The 16,227-nt window shown below is 63.3% G+C and carries 18 protein-coding genes; 10 read left to right on the plus strand and 8 right to left on the minus strand.

Going from position 1 to position 16,227, the window contains the following annotated elements; translation table 11 throughout:
• Window positions 1–26 precede the first annotated feature (26 nt).
• Genes HBNXHr_RS05990 through HBNXHr_RS06000 form a run of 3 tightly spaced genes read left to right on the plus strand, consistent with a single transcriptional unit; the run spans window position 27 to window position 1,058 of the window.
• On the plus strand, window positions 27–212 hold the full coding sequence (locus tag HBNXHr_RS05990; protein WP_275740387.1) for a hypothetical protein: 186 nt from the start codon (window positions 27–29) through the stop codon (window positions 210–212).
• Window positions 213–256: 44 nt separating this feature from the next.
• Window positions 257–559: a hypothetical protein gene (locus tag HBNXHr_RS05995; protein ID WP_275883535.1), complete on the plus strand. Its 303-nt coding sequence runs from the start codon at window positions 257–259 to the stop codon at window positions 557–559.
• 52 nt (window positions 560–611) lie between these two features.
• Window positions 612–1,058: a hypothetical protein gene (locus tag HBNXHr_RS06000; protein ID WP_275740389.1), complete on the plus strand. Its 447-nt coding sequence runs from the start codon at window positions 612–614 to the stop codon at window positions 1,056–1,058.
• Here the strand turns inward: HBNXHr_RS06000 and rad50 are convergent.
• The 3 genes from rad50 to HBNXHr_RS06015 form a co-directional block, all read right to left on the minus strand.
• The gene (gene rad50 / locus HBNXHr_RS06005) at window positions 1,055–3,727 is read right to left on the minus strand and encodes a DNA double-strand break repair ATPase Rad50 (protein ID WP_275883536.1); all 2,673 of its coding nucleotides are present in this window, start codon (window positions 3,725–3,727) and stop codon (window positions 1,055–1,057) included. The genes HBNXHr_RS06000 and rad50 overlap by 4 nt on opposite strands.
• A complete protein-coding gene (gene mre11 / locus HBNXHr_RS06010; RefSeq protein ID WP_275883537.1) occupies window positions 3,724–5,133 on the minus strand; it encodes a DNA double-strand break repair protein Mre11 in 1,410 nt (469 codons plus the stop codon). The genes rad50 and mre11 overlap by 4 nt, the downstream gene beginning before the upstream one ends.
• Before the next feature lie 83 nt (window positions 5,134–5,216).
• Complete coding sequence (locus tag HBNXHr_RS06015) at window positions 5,217–5,483, minus strand: winged helix-turn-helix domain-containing protein (RefSeq protein WP_275740392.1); 267 nt, start codon at window positions 5,481–5,483, stop codon at window positions 5,217–5,219.
• Window positions 5,484–5,720: 237 nt separating this feature from the next.
• Between HBNXHr_RS06015 and HBNXHr_RS06020 the strand changes: the two genes are divergently transcribed.
• The 4 genes from HBNXHr_RS06020 to HBNXHr_RS06035 all read left to right on the plus strand — a co-directional run bounded on the left by HBNXHr_RS06020 (window position 5,721) and on the right by HBNXHr_RS06035 (window position 9,218).
• Complete coding sequence (locus HBNXHr_RS06020; RefSeq protein WP_275740393.1) at window positions 5,721–6,932, plus strand: proteasome-activating nucleotidase; 1,212 nt, start codon at window positions 5,721–5,723, stop codon at window positions 6,930–6,932.
• Between the two features lie 75 nt (window positions 6,933–7,007).
• Window positions 7,008–8,075, plus strand: coding sequence for a histidinol-phosphate transaminase (hisC, locus tag HBNXHr_RS06025; RefSeq protein WP_275883538.1), 1,068 nt, complete (start codon window positions 7,008–7,010; stop codon window positions 8,073–8,075).
• A gap of 1 nt (window position 8,076) precedes the next feature.
• Window positions 8,077–8,580 carry an adenylate kinase family protein gene (locus HBNXHr_RS06030; protein WP_275883539.1) on the plus strand — a complete coding sequence of 168 codons (504 nt, stop codon included), beginning with the start codon at window positions 8,077–8,079 and terminating at the stop codon, window positions 8,578–8,580.
• Entirely contained in the window at window positions 8,577–9,218 is a 642-nt protein-coding gene (locus tag HBNXHr_RS06035; RefSeq protein ID WP_275883540.1) for a CDP-alcohol phosphatidyltransferase family protein, read from the plus strand. The genes HBNXHr_RS06030 and HBNXHr_RS06035 overlap by 4 nt, the downstream gene beginning before the upstream one ends.
• A gap of 180 nt (window positions 9,219–9,398) precedes the next feature.
• On the opposite strand, the gene HBNXHr_RS06040 is transcribed toward HBNXHr_RS06035, so the two are convergent.
• Complete coding sequence (locus HBNXHr_RS06040; protein WP_275883541.1) at window positions 9,399–9,587, minus strand: hypothetical protein; 189 nt, start codon at window positions 9,585–9,587, stop codon at window positions 9,399–9,401.
• Between the two features lie 393 nt (window positions 9,588–9,980).
• On the opposite strand from HBNXHr_RS06040, the gene HBNXHr_RS06045 reads away from it, so the two are divergent.
• The gene (locus HBNXHr_RS06045) at window positions 9,981–10,469 is read left to right on the plus strand and encodes a hypothetical protein (RefSeq protein ID WP_275883542.1); all 489 of its coding nucleotides are present in this window, start codon (window positions 9,981–9,983) and stop codon (window positions 10,467–10,469) included.
• A 141-nt stretch (window positions 10,470–10,610) separates the two neighbouring features.
• On the opposite strand, the gene HBNXHr_RS06050 is transcribed toward HBNXHr_RS06045, so the two are convergent.
• Together HBNXHr_RS06050 and HBNXHr_RS06055 are read right to left on the minus strand one after the other, a co-directional pair.
• On the minus strand, window positions 10,611–12,803 hold the full coding sequence (locus HBNXHr_RS06050; RefSeq protein ID WP_275883543.1) for an LUD domain-containing protein: 2,193 nt from the start codon (window positions 12,801–12,803) through the stop codon (window positions 10,611–10,613).
• Window positions 12,800–13,315, minus strand: a complete 516-nt coding sequence (locus HBNXHr_RS06055; RefSeq protein ID WP_275883544.1) for an LUD domain-containing protein — start codon at window positions 13,313–13,315, stop codon at window positions 12,800–12,802. The genes HBNXHr_RS06050 and HBNXHr_RS06055 overlap by 4 nt, the downstream gene beginning before the upstream one ends.
• Before the next feature lie 107 nt (window positions 13,316–13,422).
• Here HBNXHr_RS06055 and HBNXHr_RS06060 point away from each other — a divergent pair, with 107 nt between their 5' ends.
• Complete coding sequence (locus tag HBNXHr_RS06060) at window positions 13,423–13,968, plus strand: multiprotein bridging factor aMBF1 (protein ID WP_275740403.1); 546 nt, start codon at window positions 13,423–13,425, stop codon at window positions 13,966–13,968.
• A gap of 23 nt (window positions 13,969–13,991) precedes the next feature.
• Here HBNXHr_RS06060 and HBNXHr_RS06065 read toward each other — a convergent pair whose 3' ends face one another.
• On the minus strand, window positions 13,992–14,543 hold the full coding sequence (locus HBNXHr_RS06065) for a response regulator (protein ID WP_275883545.1): 552 nt from the start codon (window positions 14,541–14,543) through the stop codon (window positions 13,992–13,994).
• 119 nt (window positions 14,544–14,662) lie between these two features.
• Between HBNXHr_RS06065 and tpiA the strand changes: the two genes are divergently transcribed.
• Entirely contained in the window at window positions 14,663–15,310 is a 648-nt protein-coding gene (gene tpiA / locus HBNXHr_RS06070; RefSeq protein WP_275883546.1) for a triose-phosphate isomerase, read from the plus strand.
• 108 nt (window positions 15,311–15,418) lie between these two features.
• Here tpiA and HBNXHr_RS06075 read toward each other — a convergent pair whose 3' ends face one another.
• Window positions 15,419–15,976, minus strand: a complete 558-nt coding sequence (locus HBNXHr_RS06075) for an FAD-dependent oxidoreductase (RefSeq protein WP_275883547.1) — start codon at window positions 15,974–15,976, stop codon at window positions 15,419–15,421.
• Window positions 15,977–16,227: the final 251 nt, after the last annotated feature.

Genomic DNA, 16,227 nt, shown 5'->3' on the forward strand with positions numbered 1-16,227 from the left:
ACATACCATACCAGTTTCCGGTAGCTATGTCGAACCCCGCCAACGGTAGTCGGAACGAGCGTGCGACGACCGACCGGACGCCGTCGTTGCCGGCGACGGCAGACACGATTGAGCGATACGAAACCGACGACGGGACGGTAATTTACGATGCAGCAAATCCGATGGCGTGGATCTACAGCGACGACGCCGAGGCTCTCTCGGACTGCCGGTAGTCCGGATCGAAGTCGCTTTTAGCGACGCGGTCCCGACGTTGCATGTGGCCGATCGAGATCAGCCTGCGGCACAAATCGGTGAGAGCGACGGGCGCGCCGAGTCGCCGGCTCCAGGCGTCGACAGTTCCGAGGACGTAGAGGACATCACCGAAGTCGATCCCGAAGTCCGAAGCCTCTTCTGGCGGCTCGTGGTCGTCCTCAAGGTTGCGATTCCCGTCGTCTCGGTGGGCATCCTCGTCGTCACCTTCACCGACTGGATCCTGATCGGACTGGTGATCATTGCCGGCGGTTGCATGGTGGGTGCGTATGGACTCGTTCGTTATCGCCGCTATCACCGGACGGAGTGACCGCTGCTGCCGGGAACGGCAATCACATGTATTCGCAGTCGATACGTCCAGTGTGCGCACTGTCGAGGACGAATCGGGATCACGCTACGTTCTTTTGAAGCAATCCACTGATGGATGGCTCGTCCGGGACCCGGAGACGGGAAACGAAACGTACCGGTCACCGGACTCACTGACTATCGTCGAGGGCCAGTCACCGCTTGCGGTTGCAGCCACGGCCGTTCCTGAATCGGTCCGGGTGGTGCTGTCCGTGGTCCACGCCGAGCGCGACCTGGGCCTGCTTCTCGAACTCGCTCGCGACGGACCACTGTCTGTCCGGACGCTTTTAGACCGCTATGAGTACTGTGAGAGCGATCTCCACGGCCGGCTGGCGGAGTTTCGCGTCGCGGGACTGATCGTGGAGGAACGGGTCGCCGGCGAGCGCGGGTACGCGACGACCCCGGATGCCGAGGAGGCGACCGAACTGCTGACGGGCGAGCAGTTCGTGGCCGACAGCAACTAATCAGCCGGCAACTCCGGGCTGTTGCGACGCTCGACGCGCGAGCGGTTGGTGGTTGCGTCCTTCGCGACGTACACCAGGTCGTCGGCGGCGTCCACCAACTCGTCGTCGTGGCTGACGACCACGATCTGCTCGACGCCGATCTCCTCGCGCATGTACTCGATCAACTCCAGCAACTGCGAGACGTGACCGGAATCGAGGAAGACCGTCGGTTCGTCGAGGATCAGCGGCGGGGTGGGCGCAGCCCCTTCGATCCCCTCGGCCAGCAGCCGATAAATCGCCGCCCGCAGGCTGAGGTTGAACAGCGCGCGTTCGCCGCCCGAAAGCTGGTCGGGATCGAGTGCCTCGCCGTCCTTCTGGTAGATCGTGAGGTGGTAGTCCGTCGCAAGTTCGATCCGGTCGTAGGCGTCGTTGTGGTAGACGAGATCGAACGTGTCGTTGAGCATCCACTCCAAGGTCTCGACGTTGCGCTGGCGCAGTTCCGCCCGGAGTTGTCCGTACATCTCCTGTAACTGCTCGGCCTCCTCGTAGAGGGACTCCAAATGCTCGACCGTCTCGGCGAGCCCCTCCCGCCGTTCGCGGAGCGATTCGAGTTCCTCGATCTCGTTTTCGATGGCCCCGATGCGTGCCTGGAGTTCGTCCCGCTGCTCTTCGCGATCGTCGATTTCTTCGACGACTTCTTCGAGATAGGTCTCGGCACGTTTCTTGTCGTCTCGGGCCTCGGCCAGTCGGTCCTCGTCGATGGCGTCGGCTAGCTCCGAGCGGCGTTCCCGAAGGGTCCCGAGGCGGTCGCGGCGCTCGTCGTTCATTTCGTCGAGTTGCTCGCGACGCTCCTGACGGGTCTCAATCTCGTCGGTGAGGGCGTCCAGCCGCTCAAAGTCCGCGACGATATCTTCGAGCCCGTCGATCCGATCGGCGAGTTCGCCACGCCGCTCGTTGCATTCGGCGATGGCCTCCCGGCACTCCTCGGCTTCGTTCTCGGATTCCTCGGCGGACTCGCGGTGCTGTTCGGCCTGGGAATCCAGTTCGTCGGCTTCAGCCCGAAGTGTTTCGATGCGTTCCTCGGTTTCTTCGATCGAATTCTCGCGTTCCGCGATCAACTCCGCGAGCGTCTCGCGTTTCTCCAGGAGCCGATCCCGTTCGCTTTCCTGCTCGACCAGTGTCTCGGCACGGTCCAGCCGCGCCTCGACTGACTCGCGGGTCTCCTCTAACTCCTCGCGCTCGGCCCGAAGGTCGGCCAGCCGTTCGCGATCGTCTTCGAGCGTCTCAACGCGCGGTGCCTCCTCGACGTCCTGGCCACACTCGGGACACTTTCCGGCGTCGAGTAAGTCCTGGGCCTCCTCGATGTCGCCTTCGAGGGACTCGATCGTCGTTTCGAGCGAGGTCAGATCGCTCTTGACGGCGTCCAGTTCGTCGGCGATTTCTTCGTGGAACGACTCCGCGTTGCCGAGTTCGACAGGTGCGTCCGTGAACGTCTCCTCGATCGATTCGATCTCGCTGTCCAGTTCTGCGAGCCTCTCTCGGCGGTCCTCGAGATCAGTGCGTGTTTCTTCGAGGCCCGATTCGAGTTCCTCAGCCTGCTCGCGATTTTCGGCGGCACGCTCCTCGGCGTCAGTGGCGTCTTCGCGTTCACTCTCGGCGTTCTCACGGTGACGCTGGAGATCGAGACGGTGTTGCTCGATCTCGTCGCGAATCTCGTCGTCGCGTTCTTCGAGGGTATCAATCAGGGCATCGACGGCGTCCCGATCCGTGTCACTCGATAACTCGGTCGCGTCGAGCCCGGATTCGATCCGGTCGCTGATTTCCTCGCGGCGGTCCCGGCGATCGGATATTTCGTCGCCGAGTGCCTCCCGCTTGCGCTCGGTCGATTCGATCGTTTCAGTCAGCTCTTCGATCTCGCTTTCGATCTCGTCGAGTTCCTCGCGGCGCTGTTCGTACTCCTCGAGGATCGATTTCGCGTCGTCGAGCGTCTCGCGGGCGGTCTCGCGCTGGTCGTCGTAGCGGTCGAGCTCCTCCCGGATCGTCGCGAGTGCGCTCTCGGCGGCGTTGAGCTGCTCGTGAAGCTCTTTTTCCTCCTTGGCCTTGATTTGAGATTCCAGCTGAGAGAGGGACTCACGTTTGCCTTCCAGCACCCGCCCGACGCCGACCCGGGCGTCGCTGGCACGCTTTCGGTAGTCTTCGAGGCGGCCGAGCTGGAGGAGGTCGTCGATCATATCCTGGCGTTCGCTCGGCGTCGCGTTGATGAGCTTGTTGACCTCGCCCTGGCGGACGTACGCACAGTTGATGAAGGCCTCGTGGTCCATCCTGAGCAGCGACGCGACGCGCTCGCGAACGTCTCTGGCCCCCTCCACCACGCCGTCAGATTCGTCCAAGACGCATTCGACGGTCGTCGCTCGATCGTCTCGAACGCGGACCCGGCGTTTGATGTGGTAGGACTCGCCACCGTGAGCGAACCAGAGTTCGACCGTCGCCTCCTCGGCCCCGATCGTGACGAGTTCGTCCAGGGTTCGATCGAGCGCGCGAGCGCCATACAGCGCAAAGAAGCAGGCTTCGAGCAGCGATGACTTTCCGCTGCCGTTGACGCCGTGGAAGACCGTCACGCCGCGTTCCAGCCGCAAATCGGCGTCCGCGTAGCACTTGAAGTGCTCCAACCGGACGCGCTCGAACCTCACAGGTACTCACCCATGGTTGCCTGCCCCTCACCGTCGTCTGTTTGCTCGTCGTTCGGCTGGTTTCCGTCTTTCTCGGTCTGCCCGTCGTTCGGCTGGTCTGGGCCATCTGTCCTCTCGCCGTTGGCTTGCGTATCGTTCGCTTCCGAGCCCTCCGACTCAGTCCCGTCTTCAGCCGGTGCGTCCGCGATACTGTCGCCAGCCGGCTCGTCGTCGCTGTCGCTGCCCTCTGTGTCGTCGCTGTCGCCGGCTTCCATGTTATCCCCGTCGTCGGTTTCCCTGTCGCCTTCGGCCGGCGCGGGTTCGAACTGTTCGGCGTCTCCCTCATCGACCAGTTCACGGACCCTGGATTCGACCGAATCGTCGACGTTGGAATCCGCAACTTTGCTGGCCCGAACGACCTCGTCGAGTTCCGACGCGGCGGGACTGAGCCCAAGCTGGTCGATACGGTCGCGGACGGCGTCGTCGGGGTCTGCGAAACTCACGTCGTAGGCAGCTTCCTCCTCTATTTCGCGGCGGTCGTTGACCCGGGCGACCAGCGCGCCCCGCTCGCGGGCGAACTCCTCGATCGTGGCCGGCGGGACGCGTTCACCTTCGCCCTCGATGGTGACGATCACCACGGCGTCTTCGAGGTCGTGCTGCCCGACCCGGGTCCGGACGCGCTCGGTCCCCTCGCCTGCGGCGAGTTCGAGGTCGACGAAAACGAACGGTCGCGTTTCGATTGATCGCCGACGGATGTCGACACCGTCGTCGAACGTCACGAGATTGTACCCGCGCGCTTCGCGTTCGCTCGCACTCGCCCGCTCGGTCGACCCACAGTACGTGAGCCAGGTCCCGCCGACTTCGCGTCTGGCTGGCGTGTGATCGTCGCCGAGTAACATCGCGTCGAAGTCGACCGAGGATCCTTCGAGGATCTCGGTTGCGTCCCAGTCACCGTGAGAGAACGGCTGGAACAGGCCGTGAGAGACCAGTGCGGCGTGGGACGCGTCGTGCGGTTCGAAGTCGTATTCCAGGTCGTCGCGGGCGGCCCGGGCGACGAAGTCCAGTCCGTAGAAAGCGGTATCGCCGATGACGGTCGGGTTTTCGTCGAGTCGGATCGCCAACTCCAGCGATTCGAAGAGGTCGAGCCACTGGGCGTCGCGCTTGCCCTCGTGGTTACCCACGATCGCCAAGAACGGGATATCGGCTGCGTCGAGGTCTCGCAGCGTTCCCAGCGCACCCAAAATGTCCTGCAGCCGGGGGCGTCGATCGTGAAAGAGGTCGCCAGCGTGGACGACGGCGTCGACATCCGCCTCGATCGCGTCGTCGATCACCTGCTGAAAGGCGGACAGAAAGTCCCCCTGGCGCTCCGGCGAGTGATACTGCCGGTAGCCAAGATGCGTGTCGCCCGTATGGAGCACCTGCGTCATTGTGACGTGGTACTCCGCGGGGTCCTAAAGGGATTGCGCGACCGGCGTGACAGTGAAATGAGGTAAGCAGTGACCGTCGATCGTCACTCGATCGCGAGCGAGTAGACGCGCTTGCGAGCGTCCGAAAACGAGAACCGTGACTCGACGACGCCGACGTCTTCGAGTCGACTGAGTGCGTACCGGACCGTTCTAGACGGCAGCAGCGTCTCCTCGGAGAGTTGACTCTGTGTCAAACTGCCCTGGTATTCGAGGGACTTCGCGACGAGTTTGGCGCTCGGCGGGAGGTCCGACACTGCGTCCCAACCGGGATTCTGTGCTGTCTCGCCCTGTGACGGTTCCGTGATGCTCATCGTAACACCTGCTTCTGGATACAGGGTAATAATATTTGTTATTCCTAAATATGCATAGTGAGCATTATCCGGTCGGTCACTCGCCCCTTCTGACATCCACCGCTACGGAATCGCAGGTCCGACTGGATCCGTCGAGGGGTGGCGATTTCCTCCGTCAGGCCGTAAATATGCCGTCCCCACCACCCACGTTTGTGCCGACCCGAAGTCTCTTACCGACCCATCCGCTAGGAGTGAGCAATGACAGATACGGTGGACGACGTCGACCAGCCGTACGACGACGACGTGTCCAAACAGGAGAAAATCGAGGCGTTAGAGGAACAGCTCGACGTTTTGGAGTCCCAAAACGAGGAGATGCGTGACGAGTTGCTCGACGCCAACGCCGAGAACAACAAGTACAAGCAGAAACTCGAGCGGCTGACCCACGAGAACAAGAAACTCAAGCAGTCGCCGCTGTTCGTGGCCACGGTCCAGGAACTCACTGAGGACGGCGTCGTGATCAAGCAGCACGGCAACAATCAGGAGGCCCTGACAGAGGTCACCGAGGAGATGCGCGAGGACATCGAACCCGACGACCGCGTCGCCGTCAACAACTCGCTGTCGATCGTCAAGACGCTGGAGGACGAGACTGACGTTCGGGCCCGCGTGATGCAGGTCGACCAGAGCCCGGACGTCAATTACACGGATATCGGCGGACTCGACGATCAGGTTTCGGAAGTGCGTGAAACCGTCGAGATGCCGCTGAAAAGCCCCGAGATGTTCGACGAGGTCGGGATCGACCCGCCGAGCGGCGTCCTGCTGCACGGTCCGCCGGGGACGGGCAAGACGATGCTCGCCAAAGCCGTCGCCAACCAGACCGACGCCACCTTCATCAAGATGGCCGGCTCCGAGCTGGTCCACAAGTTCATCGGCGAGGGCGCGAAGCTCGTTCGTGATCTGTTCGAACTCGCCCGCCAGCACGAACCATCGGTGCTGTTCATCGACGAAATCGACGCGATCGCCGCCAAGCGGACGGACTCAAAGACCAGCGGGGACGCCGAGGTCCAGCGGACGATGATGCAACTTCTTTCGGAGATGGACGGCTTCGACGAGCGTGGCGACATCCGGATCATCGCCGCGACCAACCGCTTTGACATGCTCGACCGGGCGATCCTCCGGCCCGGCCGCTTCGACCGCCTCATCGAAGTGCCCAAACCCGACGAGACCGGCCGCGAACAGATCTTCAAGATCCACACGCGTGGCATGAACCTCGCCGAGACTGTCGACTTCGCGGCGATTGCGGCCGAAGCGACCGACGCCAGCGGGGCCGAGATCAAGGCCATCTGTACCGAGGCCGGGATGTTCGCGATCCGCGACGACCGGACCGAAGTCACCGAGGCCGACTTCCGGGACGCCTGGGAGAAGATCCAGGCCGAGGAGAACGACGAGGAAGTGTCGAAGACCTTCGCCTGAGGCGTTCGTTTCTCGCCAGTCCCTCACGCACCCGATGTATGCAGGCTTAAGACCGCCCGCCTGCTTGCCACCGGTATGGACACACGGGACCTGTCGTCGCATACGATCTATCGAGCGGGGCGGGGGATCGAAGAGACGGCCCGCGAACTCGGCGTCGATCCCGAGGCGCTGATCAAACTCTCCTCGAACGAGAACGCCCTGGGGCCGAGCCCGAAGGCCGTCGCGGCGATCCGGGAGCACGCCGAAGCGCTTCACTCCTATCCCAAAGCCTCCCACGCCGATCTGGGCGAGGCACTTGCCGAGCGCTGGGACGTCACGCCTGCCCAGATCTGGCTCGCCAACGGCGGCGACGGCGCGATGGACTGCCTCGCCCGGGCCATGATCGATCCCGGACAGGCCGCGCTCGTCCCGGATCCGGACTTCACCTATCACTCGATGAGCGTCCGGTATCACCACGGCGAGGTCCACACCTACCCGCTCGTCGAGGACGACGGGTTCGCCCAGTCGCCGGATCGGATTCTGGACGCCTACGACGGCGAGCGGATGCTCTACCTCACGAGCCCGCACAACCCGACCGGCTCGATGGTTTCCCTCGACGAGATCGAGGAGATCGCCGACCGGACCGACGAGGAGACGCTGATTGTCGTCGACGAAGCTTACGGCGAGTTCGCCGACCGCCCGAGCGCCGTCGAGCTGGTCGAGAAGCGCGAGGACGTGGCCGTGGTACGGACGTTCTCGAAGGTCTATGGCCTCGCCGGGCTCCGGCTGGGCTACGCCATCACACCCGCGGAGTGGGCCGACGCCTACGAACGGATCAACACGCCCTTCTCGGCCAGCGAGATCGCTTGCCGGGCCGGCCTCGCCGCGCTTGAAGACGATGACCACGTGGACGCAATCACGGATATCGTCGAGTGGGCACGGGAATACTACGACGACGAACTCGACGCGAAGACCTACGAGAGCGGCGGGAATTTCGTCCTCGTGGAGGTCGGCGACGCCAGCCGGGTCGCACAGGCGACGAAGGAACGCGGCGTGATCGTCCGGGACTGTTCGAGCTTCGGCCTCCCCGAGCACATCCGTGTCTCCTGTGGGACACGCGAGGAAACGAAGACGGCCGTCGAGACGATCAACGAGGTGCTTTAGCGTGCGCGTTGCCGTGACCGGAACCCCGGGGACGGGCAAGACGACCGCGACCGAGCAGGTCGACGCACTCGACGTGATCCACCTCAACCAGGTGATCGACCGCGAGGGGTTCATCCAGGGCGTCGACGACGAGCGCGGCTCGAGTATTGCCGATCTCGATGCCATCGAGTCGTGGCTCGATGGTCGCGACGACATCCTGATCGAGAGTCACCTCGCCCACCACGTCCCCGTGGACCGGGTGATCGTCCTGCGGTGTCACCCCGAGACGATCGAGCAGCGACTCCGGGAGCGTGGCGAATCGCCCGAGAGCGCCCAAGAGAACGCCGAGAGCGAAGCCCTGGACGTGGTCCTCACCGAGGCCGTCGATGCCCACGGACCCAACAGCGTCTACGAGATCGAGACGACCGAGCGTTTACCCGAGACCGTCGCCGACGAGATCGAGGCAGTCATCGCGGGGGATCGTGAACCGAATCCAGGTGTCGTTTCCTACATCGAGTACCTATGACACTGGATCAACTGCGCCCCCTCTCCGATCGGCTGCTCGAACCGTTTGTCGCCGTCAGCGTCCGGCTCGGGTTGACGCCGAACCTCGTCAGCGTGCTCGCCCTTCTCGTGGCGGGCGGGGCGGCCGGGGCGTTCTATCTCGGCGGGGCCGAGCCAGTCTGGTACGTCGTGGCTGCCGGGCTGGTGTTCGCCAACGGCTGGCTGGACCTCCTCGACGGCGGGATCGCACGGGAACTCGGTACCGACTCGTCGGCCGGCGACCTGCTCGATCACGTCTTCGACCGCTACGCCGATCTGCTGTTGTTGATCGGCCTGGCTGCCGGGATCGACCGCTGGGACCTCGGCGTGGCCGCGATCACCGGCGTACTGATGACTTCTTACCTCGGGACGCAGGCCCAGGCTGTGGGCCTCGATCGTGTCTACGGCGGCCTGCTCGGTCGTGCCGATCGCCTCGCTCTCATGGGGTTTGGAGCCCTCCTTGCTGCTGTCGTGACCGAACCGGTCTCCGGGCTGTCGGTAATCGGCTGGTTGCTGGTCGTTTTCGCCGTCGTCGGTCATCTTACCGCACTCCAACGGTTCTACTACGCCATGGGCGACCTCGCCGGGAACGGCTCGGACCCTGACGGGGACACCGAATAGCTCGATAGGGGCCGTTTCAGACGCATCGGACTACAATCCAGGAGGGGAGCCACCCGAGAAACCACGACGAGTGACGGAGATAGATCGGTCGTCTACTCACATCGTACTGGGGTGGAGTCCACTCCCGCGCTCGGAAGAGGGATGGGTTTGCCCCTTCAGTCCTCCGGAATACCGAGCCGATCAAACGTTGCGGACGCCCCCGAGCCAGCCGATCACGGCGAGCATCACAGCTATTTCCAACGAGAATATCGAGAAGGGCGACACGATCCCGCTCGCCATCAGCGCCACCAGTGTCGCCGAGCCCACACTCACGATCACGCCGGCTACTACCGGCCCTCGATCGGCCGTGGCGTTCTCGTCAGCTCCCATGGACACGAGTTCGGATATCTTTCCGATGGATTATCAATGTATTGACGGACTCTCTACGTGTGGCAAATGCGAGCCGAGTCCGGTCAAGACCGTCGAGAGCGGTCTCGGACATCCATTTTGCCGAGACCGTCCGGGAGCACAGGGTAATATGGCTCTCGGATATCGGGACGACCGGCCGTTGGCCCTCGCCATTGCGGCGATTACAGCGTTCAGAATCCCGTTCAGGCAATCGTGTTGTCACGGAATTGTCGCCCCGGAGTCCACCGCAACGACGCCGTTGGTGAATACGTGTTTCCGTGGATACCCGAATCCGGGTAACTGACTGCCTGACGACTGATTATCTTGCCGATAAGATCATATTTTTACAATTTCGACTGTCAGTTCCGTCGACGTATGGAACGTCGCAATTTCCTCCGATCGATCGGGAGTACAGCTGCCCTGGTGACTGGCGTCTCCGGTGTCGCTGCCGCGGAGTCCGACCGCGACGGTCGGCGCCATCACGGCCCGGCCGACAAGCCCCAGTGGCCGTACCGGACTGATTTCGACGTCATCGGTCGCTCGGCTACCGATCACGAAGACGACGTGGAACTAGTCGACGCGTCAGCGGCAAAGGCCGTGTTCCAGGGATCGATCGCCGGGCGGAACAGTTGCGTCGGTGCCGAGTTGGTGGGCGTCGAGCGTCTGGACTCCGACACCGTCGCGTTCACGGTGCGGGAAACGTATCGAGACGGCATCTGTGCACAGGTACTGACGAGCGTCGACTACGAACTGTCGACCTCGCCGCTGGCCGGGGACTTCGACACCGCGGTGGTCGTCCACGAGGACGCGACCGGCACCGTGACGCTTCGGGAGTCGTTCTCGCTGCCGGTCATATCCTGGTGAACGCTTCTCCGTCCGTCGTTTTTCTGTCGGCCCGACCGATACGACCGATAGTACCGAATGCCGCCGAGTTCTGGCGGGACGCTCCTGTCGATCTACAGAGAACGTGGCCCACACCGCGGCCAGCGCCAGCGCTGGGTCTGTTCACTCCGCGGGTGCGATCAACTCGATCGGATGTGTGACCTTCCGTTCGAGTAGATCCGTCAACTGATCGTGACAGGAGGTCCCGCTGGCGACGACCGTTCGGTCCTCGGTCTCGGGCGTCGTGAACTGCTCACGGAGGTCGTCACCGACGGCCATACTCACGTCGTAGTACTGTTGTTTGAAACCGAAGGAGCCGGCCATGCCACAGCACTCGACCTGGGAGGTAGCGAGGTCGAAGCCCAGCCGATCGAGGATCGCTTCGGTGTGCGCATCGAGCCCGAGTGTCCGTTGCTGACAGTGGCTATGATACGCGATTTCCTCGCCGTGGCCGTCCGCGAGCGCGCCCACGTCGGCCCCGTTCTCGACGAGGCCGTACACGTACTCCAACACCTCGTAGCTGTTCGTGGCGATCCGATCGAACGTCTCTGTGTCGAGCAGCCGCTCGTAATCGTTCCGGAGCATCGCGAGGTCGCTGGGCTCGACCATGACGACATCCCGTCCGGCATCCAGGTGTGGTTCCAGCGAGTCGGCGACCGCTTCGGCCTGTTCGCGCGCCGTGGCGATCATCCCCTGAGAGAGTGCGGCCCGACCGCTCTCGGAGACGTCGGCGATGTGGACCTTGGTGCCGAGTGCTTCCAGCGCCCGGATCGTCGCCTTCCCACGCTCGACGTGCATGTAGTTCGTGTAGGTGTCCGCCAGCAGGACGACCTCGCGGTCGGGGTCCGCTGGTGGCTCTCGCCCTTTGGCCCACTTGCGAAGCGTCCCACGGGTGAACTTCGGCATCTCGCGGCGGCGATCCACTCCCAGCAGCTTCTCGGCGATCCAGCGGGAGGGCGGGGCTTCGGCGGCCCAGTTCGAAACGGGGGCAAACGCACTCCCGAGCTTGGCGACGGTCGCGAAGTTTCCGAAGAAGCGTTTCTGGAGGTCGAGTCCGGCGGGTTCCGGGTCCGGTGTCAGTCCAGAGACGAGGTGGTCGAAGGCACTTGGGTCATCACCGCGATTGAGGCGGTCGCGAACGACGGTGTTGATCCAGGGGATGTCGATGCCGACCGGACAGGCTTCGGTACACCGGCTACAGCCGGTACAGAGGTCGTTGAATTCCTTGGCACTCTCCTCGCCGCCAACGGCGGCCTCCCAGCCGGTAGCGATCCCGCCGGTGTAGGTCTCGCCGCCGAAGGCGTGGCCGCCGACCTGCTGGAAGTTGGCACACGAGTTGGCACACGCCGAACACCGGATGCAATACAGCGTCTCTTCGAGGTCCTCGTCCTCGCGCATGGCCATTCGGCCGTTGTCGACAAGCACGAGATGGAACTCCCGATCGTCGGGGTCCCCGAATGCATCGTCCTCGAACGTTGGGGCGTCGATCGGCGGCGTCAACAGCGAGATGTAGGAGGTGATGTCGTGACCCGTTCCCGATCGGCCGATCAGTTCGACGAACGGCTGGAGGTCCTCGACGCTCGGAATGATCTTCTCGACGCCCGCGACCGCGACGTGTGTGTCAGCACTGGCGACGGTCTTGCGGGCGTTGCCCTCGCTGGTTACGAGCGCCATCGTTCCCGAGTCGGCCGTCAGGAAGTTCGCGCCGGTCATCCCGACGTCAGCGGCGGCGATGTCGTCGGCGAGTTGCTCCCGGGCGAAGTTCGTCAGGTCTTCGGCCGTCTCGAGGGGCACGTCGGGATCGAACCGTTCCTCGAAGAGTCGAGCGATCTCGTCGCGGGACTTGTGAATCGCCGGCGCAACCAGGTGTGACGGGGCCTCCTCGGCGACCTGGAGCACCCACTCACCGAGGTCTGTCTCGACGACGTCGACGCCCGCGGCTTCGAGGTGCTCGTTGACCTCGAGTTCCTCGGTCGTCATCGACTTGCTCTTGGCGACCAGGTCGGCGTCCGCGTCGGCGACGACCGATTCGATGTACTCGTTGGCTTCGGCTTCGTCATCGGCGAGGTAGACTGTGCCGCCGTTTTCCTCGACACTCTCCCGGAGCTCCTCGATCAATTCCGGCAGCCGATCGATCGCGTCCTCCTTGATCGCGCGGGCCTCGTCTTTGAGCCCCTGGTAGTCCTCGAGGCGGGCGACCGACTCGTAGCGGCCGTCGTTGAACCCCTGGGTGTTCGTTTCGATGGCCGCGCCTTCCTGATCCATGATCTCACGGATCTTCGCTGCCTTGGCGCGTTTGGAGGTTTTGCCGCTCATTGTTCGATGATGACGACGTGGACGTCTGTCGGTCCGTGGACGCCGCGGACGATCTCGCCCATATCCGAGGTCGCGCTCGGCCCCGTGGCGACGATCACCTCTCCCCGGTCCTCGCGCAGTTTCGGACCGAGTTCCGCGAAGGCATCCGCCATCGTCCCGACGATGTCGCGCTCGCTGACGACCGCGATATGGGTCTCCGGGAAGAGACTCATCAGGCCCGATCCGCGGTCATCCGATTCGAGCAGGACGCTCCCGTAGTCGGCGATCCCGATCGTCGCGGGCGTCACGCCGGTGGCGGCTGCCCGAACTGTTTCCGGGTCGGGGTCGGTCTCGACAGCCGAGGGCAGCGAAACCCCGTCGATCGGGATCGGAACGCCGACAGCCGGTTCGTCGAGCAATTCAGCCACGGTCGATTCGAACCCGTCTGTATCCGTCCGGGTCCATGTCACGTCGATCCCATCGAGGGATGCCATAAACCGTTCGACGGGCGACCCGGTCTGCGTTGATGCCATTGTTTCGAGTGAGCTTCTGACTGGTATGAGGGTGGGGAAACCGGCAGCATCCGCATACTGTACTGCGGGGCGTACGATTTATGCCCCGGGGCAAGTAATCCACTCACATGGTTCAATGTGAGATGTGCGGGGCCGAGACGAGCGCTCCGAACACCGTCAAGGTGGAGGGTGCAGAGTTGGATGTCTGTGATGAGTGTGCCGACTTCGGCACGGAAGTGCGGACCCCCGACCAGTCGAGTCCGTCGACGAAGTACTCGACGGATTCCGGCAGTTCTTCGAGTTCCAGTAGTTCGGGCTCGGCCAGCAGCGGCAGTGGCTCCGGCGGGTCTTCCGGGGGCGGGAGCCGTCGAGACATGTTCGACGAGATGGACGAACTCGTCCAGGACTTCGATCAGCGGATCCGCTCGGCCCGCGAACAGACCGACATGAGTCAGGAAGATCTCGCCGACCAACTCAACGAGAAGGCCAGCCTTATCCGGAAACTCGAGCGCGGCGATCACCTCCCCAGTGACGAGGTTCAGACGAAACTCGAACGGGAACTCGACATCGAACTCACCGAAAGTGGCGGTACGGAGGAAGACGCTGATTGGGACAGCGGTTCGGCGGTCGGCGAGTACACGCTCGGGGACGTCGTCGAACGGAAAGATTCCTGATTGCCCGTCGGTCAAACCGTCGATTATCGATCGATCGTCGATTGCGTTATTTCCGTTTCGAGGGCCTGGACCTGGGCCTGGAGTTCTTCGATCTCCGCTTCGAGCGCGCTGAATCGCTCGCTGGCTTCTAGTTCCGGCCGGGCCTTCTCGACTTCGAGGACGTTTCGTTTGAGTTTCTTTGCCGTGAGCCGCTTCTGTCGGTCGTTGTACTCGGCGACGGTTTCGAGGCGTTCGACGACATCCACGAGCGTGTCTTTGCTGACGGGTTTGACGACGTAATCGTCGACGCCGAGGTCGATGATGTCAAAGTCGGGATCGACGGCCGTCACCATCGCGACGCGGATGTCGATCCCCCGCTCTTCGATGGACGCCAGGACTTCGTTGCCGGACATGACCGGCATTCGTCGGTCAAGCAATACGATGTCAACTGTTTCGTCGAGGACTTTGAGTCCATCAGCGCCGTTGTAGGCCGTCCGGACATCGTAGTGCTCGGGGAGATATTCGGCGTAGAGGTCGGCGAGATGCTGTTCGTCTTCGACGATGAGTACCGTCGTCGGCTCAGTTCCATCGGTCACGGTGGTCGGATACTCCTTCGGGAAGCGGTCTCTTAATGCCCACTGTTTTCGGGCCGACCCGGAACGGCCGGCTGTGCTTCGAAACCTATTTTCCTGCGGTCAGAGAATCCGTAGCTGCAATGTTCGTTCTCGTCAATCTCAAGACGTACCCGTGTGATCCCGTCGAAGTCGCCGAGGCCGCCAAGGATGTCAGCGATGCGTCGGGCGTTCGCATCGGCGTCGCCGCACAGGACGCCGATATCGCGCGCGTCGCCGACACCGGCGTCGAGACGTGGGCCCAGCACGTCGACCCGATCGAGTACGGCTCGAACACCGGCCACACGCTCGCCGAAACCGTCACCGACGCCGGCGCGGAGGGGACGCTGATCAATCACTCCGAGAACCGGCTCAAACTCGCTGACATCGACGGCTCCGTCGAGGCCGCCGAACGCGCCGGCCTCGAAACCTGTGTGTGTGCGAACAACCCTGCCCAGATCGGTGCCGTGACCGCGCTCGGGCCGGATTCGGTCGCCGTCGAACCGCCGGAACTCATCGGCGGTGACGTCTCCGTCGCGACGGGCGACCCCGACATCGTGACCGACGCCGTCGAGGCGGCCGAAGCCGTCGACGAAGATGTCGAAGTGTACTGTGGGGCCGGCATCTCGACCGGCGACGACGTCGAGTCCGCGGGCGAACTCGGCGCGACGGGCGTCCTCCTCGCGAGCGGCGTCGCCAAGGCCGACAATCCGCGAGCCGCCCTCGAAGACCTCGTCGAACCGCTCGCGTAGCGACGATCGTTTTCCCGTCGAGTCGGTTTTTTGGATTCGGCGGCACAGCCGTTGCTATCCTGAAGCGTGGAACGGAAAACGGGTCGCCGTCTCGTCCTCGATCGTCGATTATTCCGCGTCGGCGGGCACGTCGAAGTCGTGATAATGTTCGCCCTTCTCTTTGCTGAGGATGTTCAGCGCCGCTGCTGCGCCGTCTCCGGCGGCGATGACCGCCTGCCACTCCTCGGCGCGAACCATCGCGCCCGTCGCGTAGGCGTCCTCGACGCTGGTCTCCATGTTGACCGAGACGTCGACGATGCCCTCTTCGGTGGTCGCACAGCCGAGTTCCTCGGCAAGTGATCGGTCGGCACCGGTTGCCAGGACGACGTAGTCGGCGTTGTATTCGCCCACGTCGGTCGTGACGGTGAACCCGTCCCCGGCGTCCTCGACAGCGGTGACTTCCTCGCCCTGGTTGCGTTGCACGCCGAAGCTTTCGACCTGCTCGCGAGAGACATCCATGAACTCGCTGCCGTCCATCGAGTCGATGCCGAGGTAGTTGAACAGGTGGGCCTTGTGCATCCAGGTCTCGTCGGTGTCGAAGACGATCGTTTCGAGGTCGTTTTTCGCGGTGAACAGTGCGGCGCTCAGGCCGGCGGGACCGCCGCCGACGACAAGTACATCTGCCATACTATACCAGTTGAATGCCTACCCAATAAACATTGGTTTGGTGGCACCGGCCGCTCGTCTGTTCGCAGATTCCTTTCCGGACTGTGGGAGTACCCGACGGTACCGCGCTCCGTGCATAGCCGCTTCACTGTCGGCTCCCCGTACAGAACTACAACGGTGTCACCATCGCCTGCCAGATCTCTATTCTGGGTTGCCCGGTTTGCCGGCGGGTGTCAGCGGGACCAGCCCGCAACAGACACTTTTATATAGTT

This window comes from Halorhabdus sp. BNX81, from assembly GCF_029229925.1.
In the GTDB taxonomy this organism is placed as follows: domain Archaea; phylum Halobacteriota; class Halobacteria; order Halobacteriales; family Haloarculaceae; genus Halorhabdus.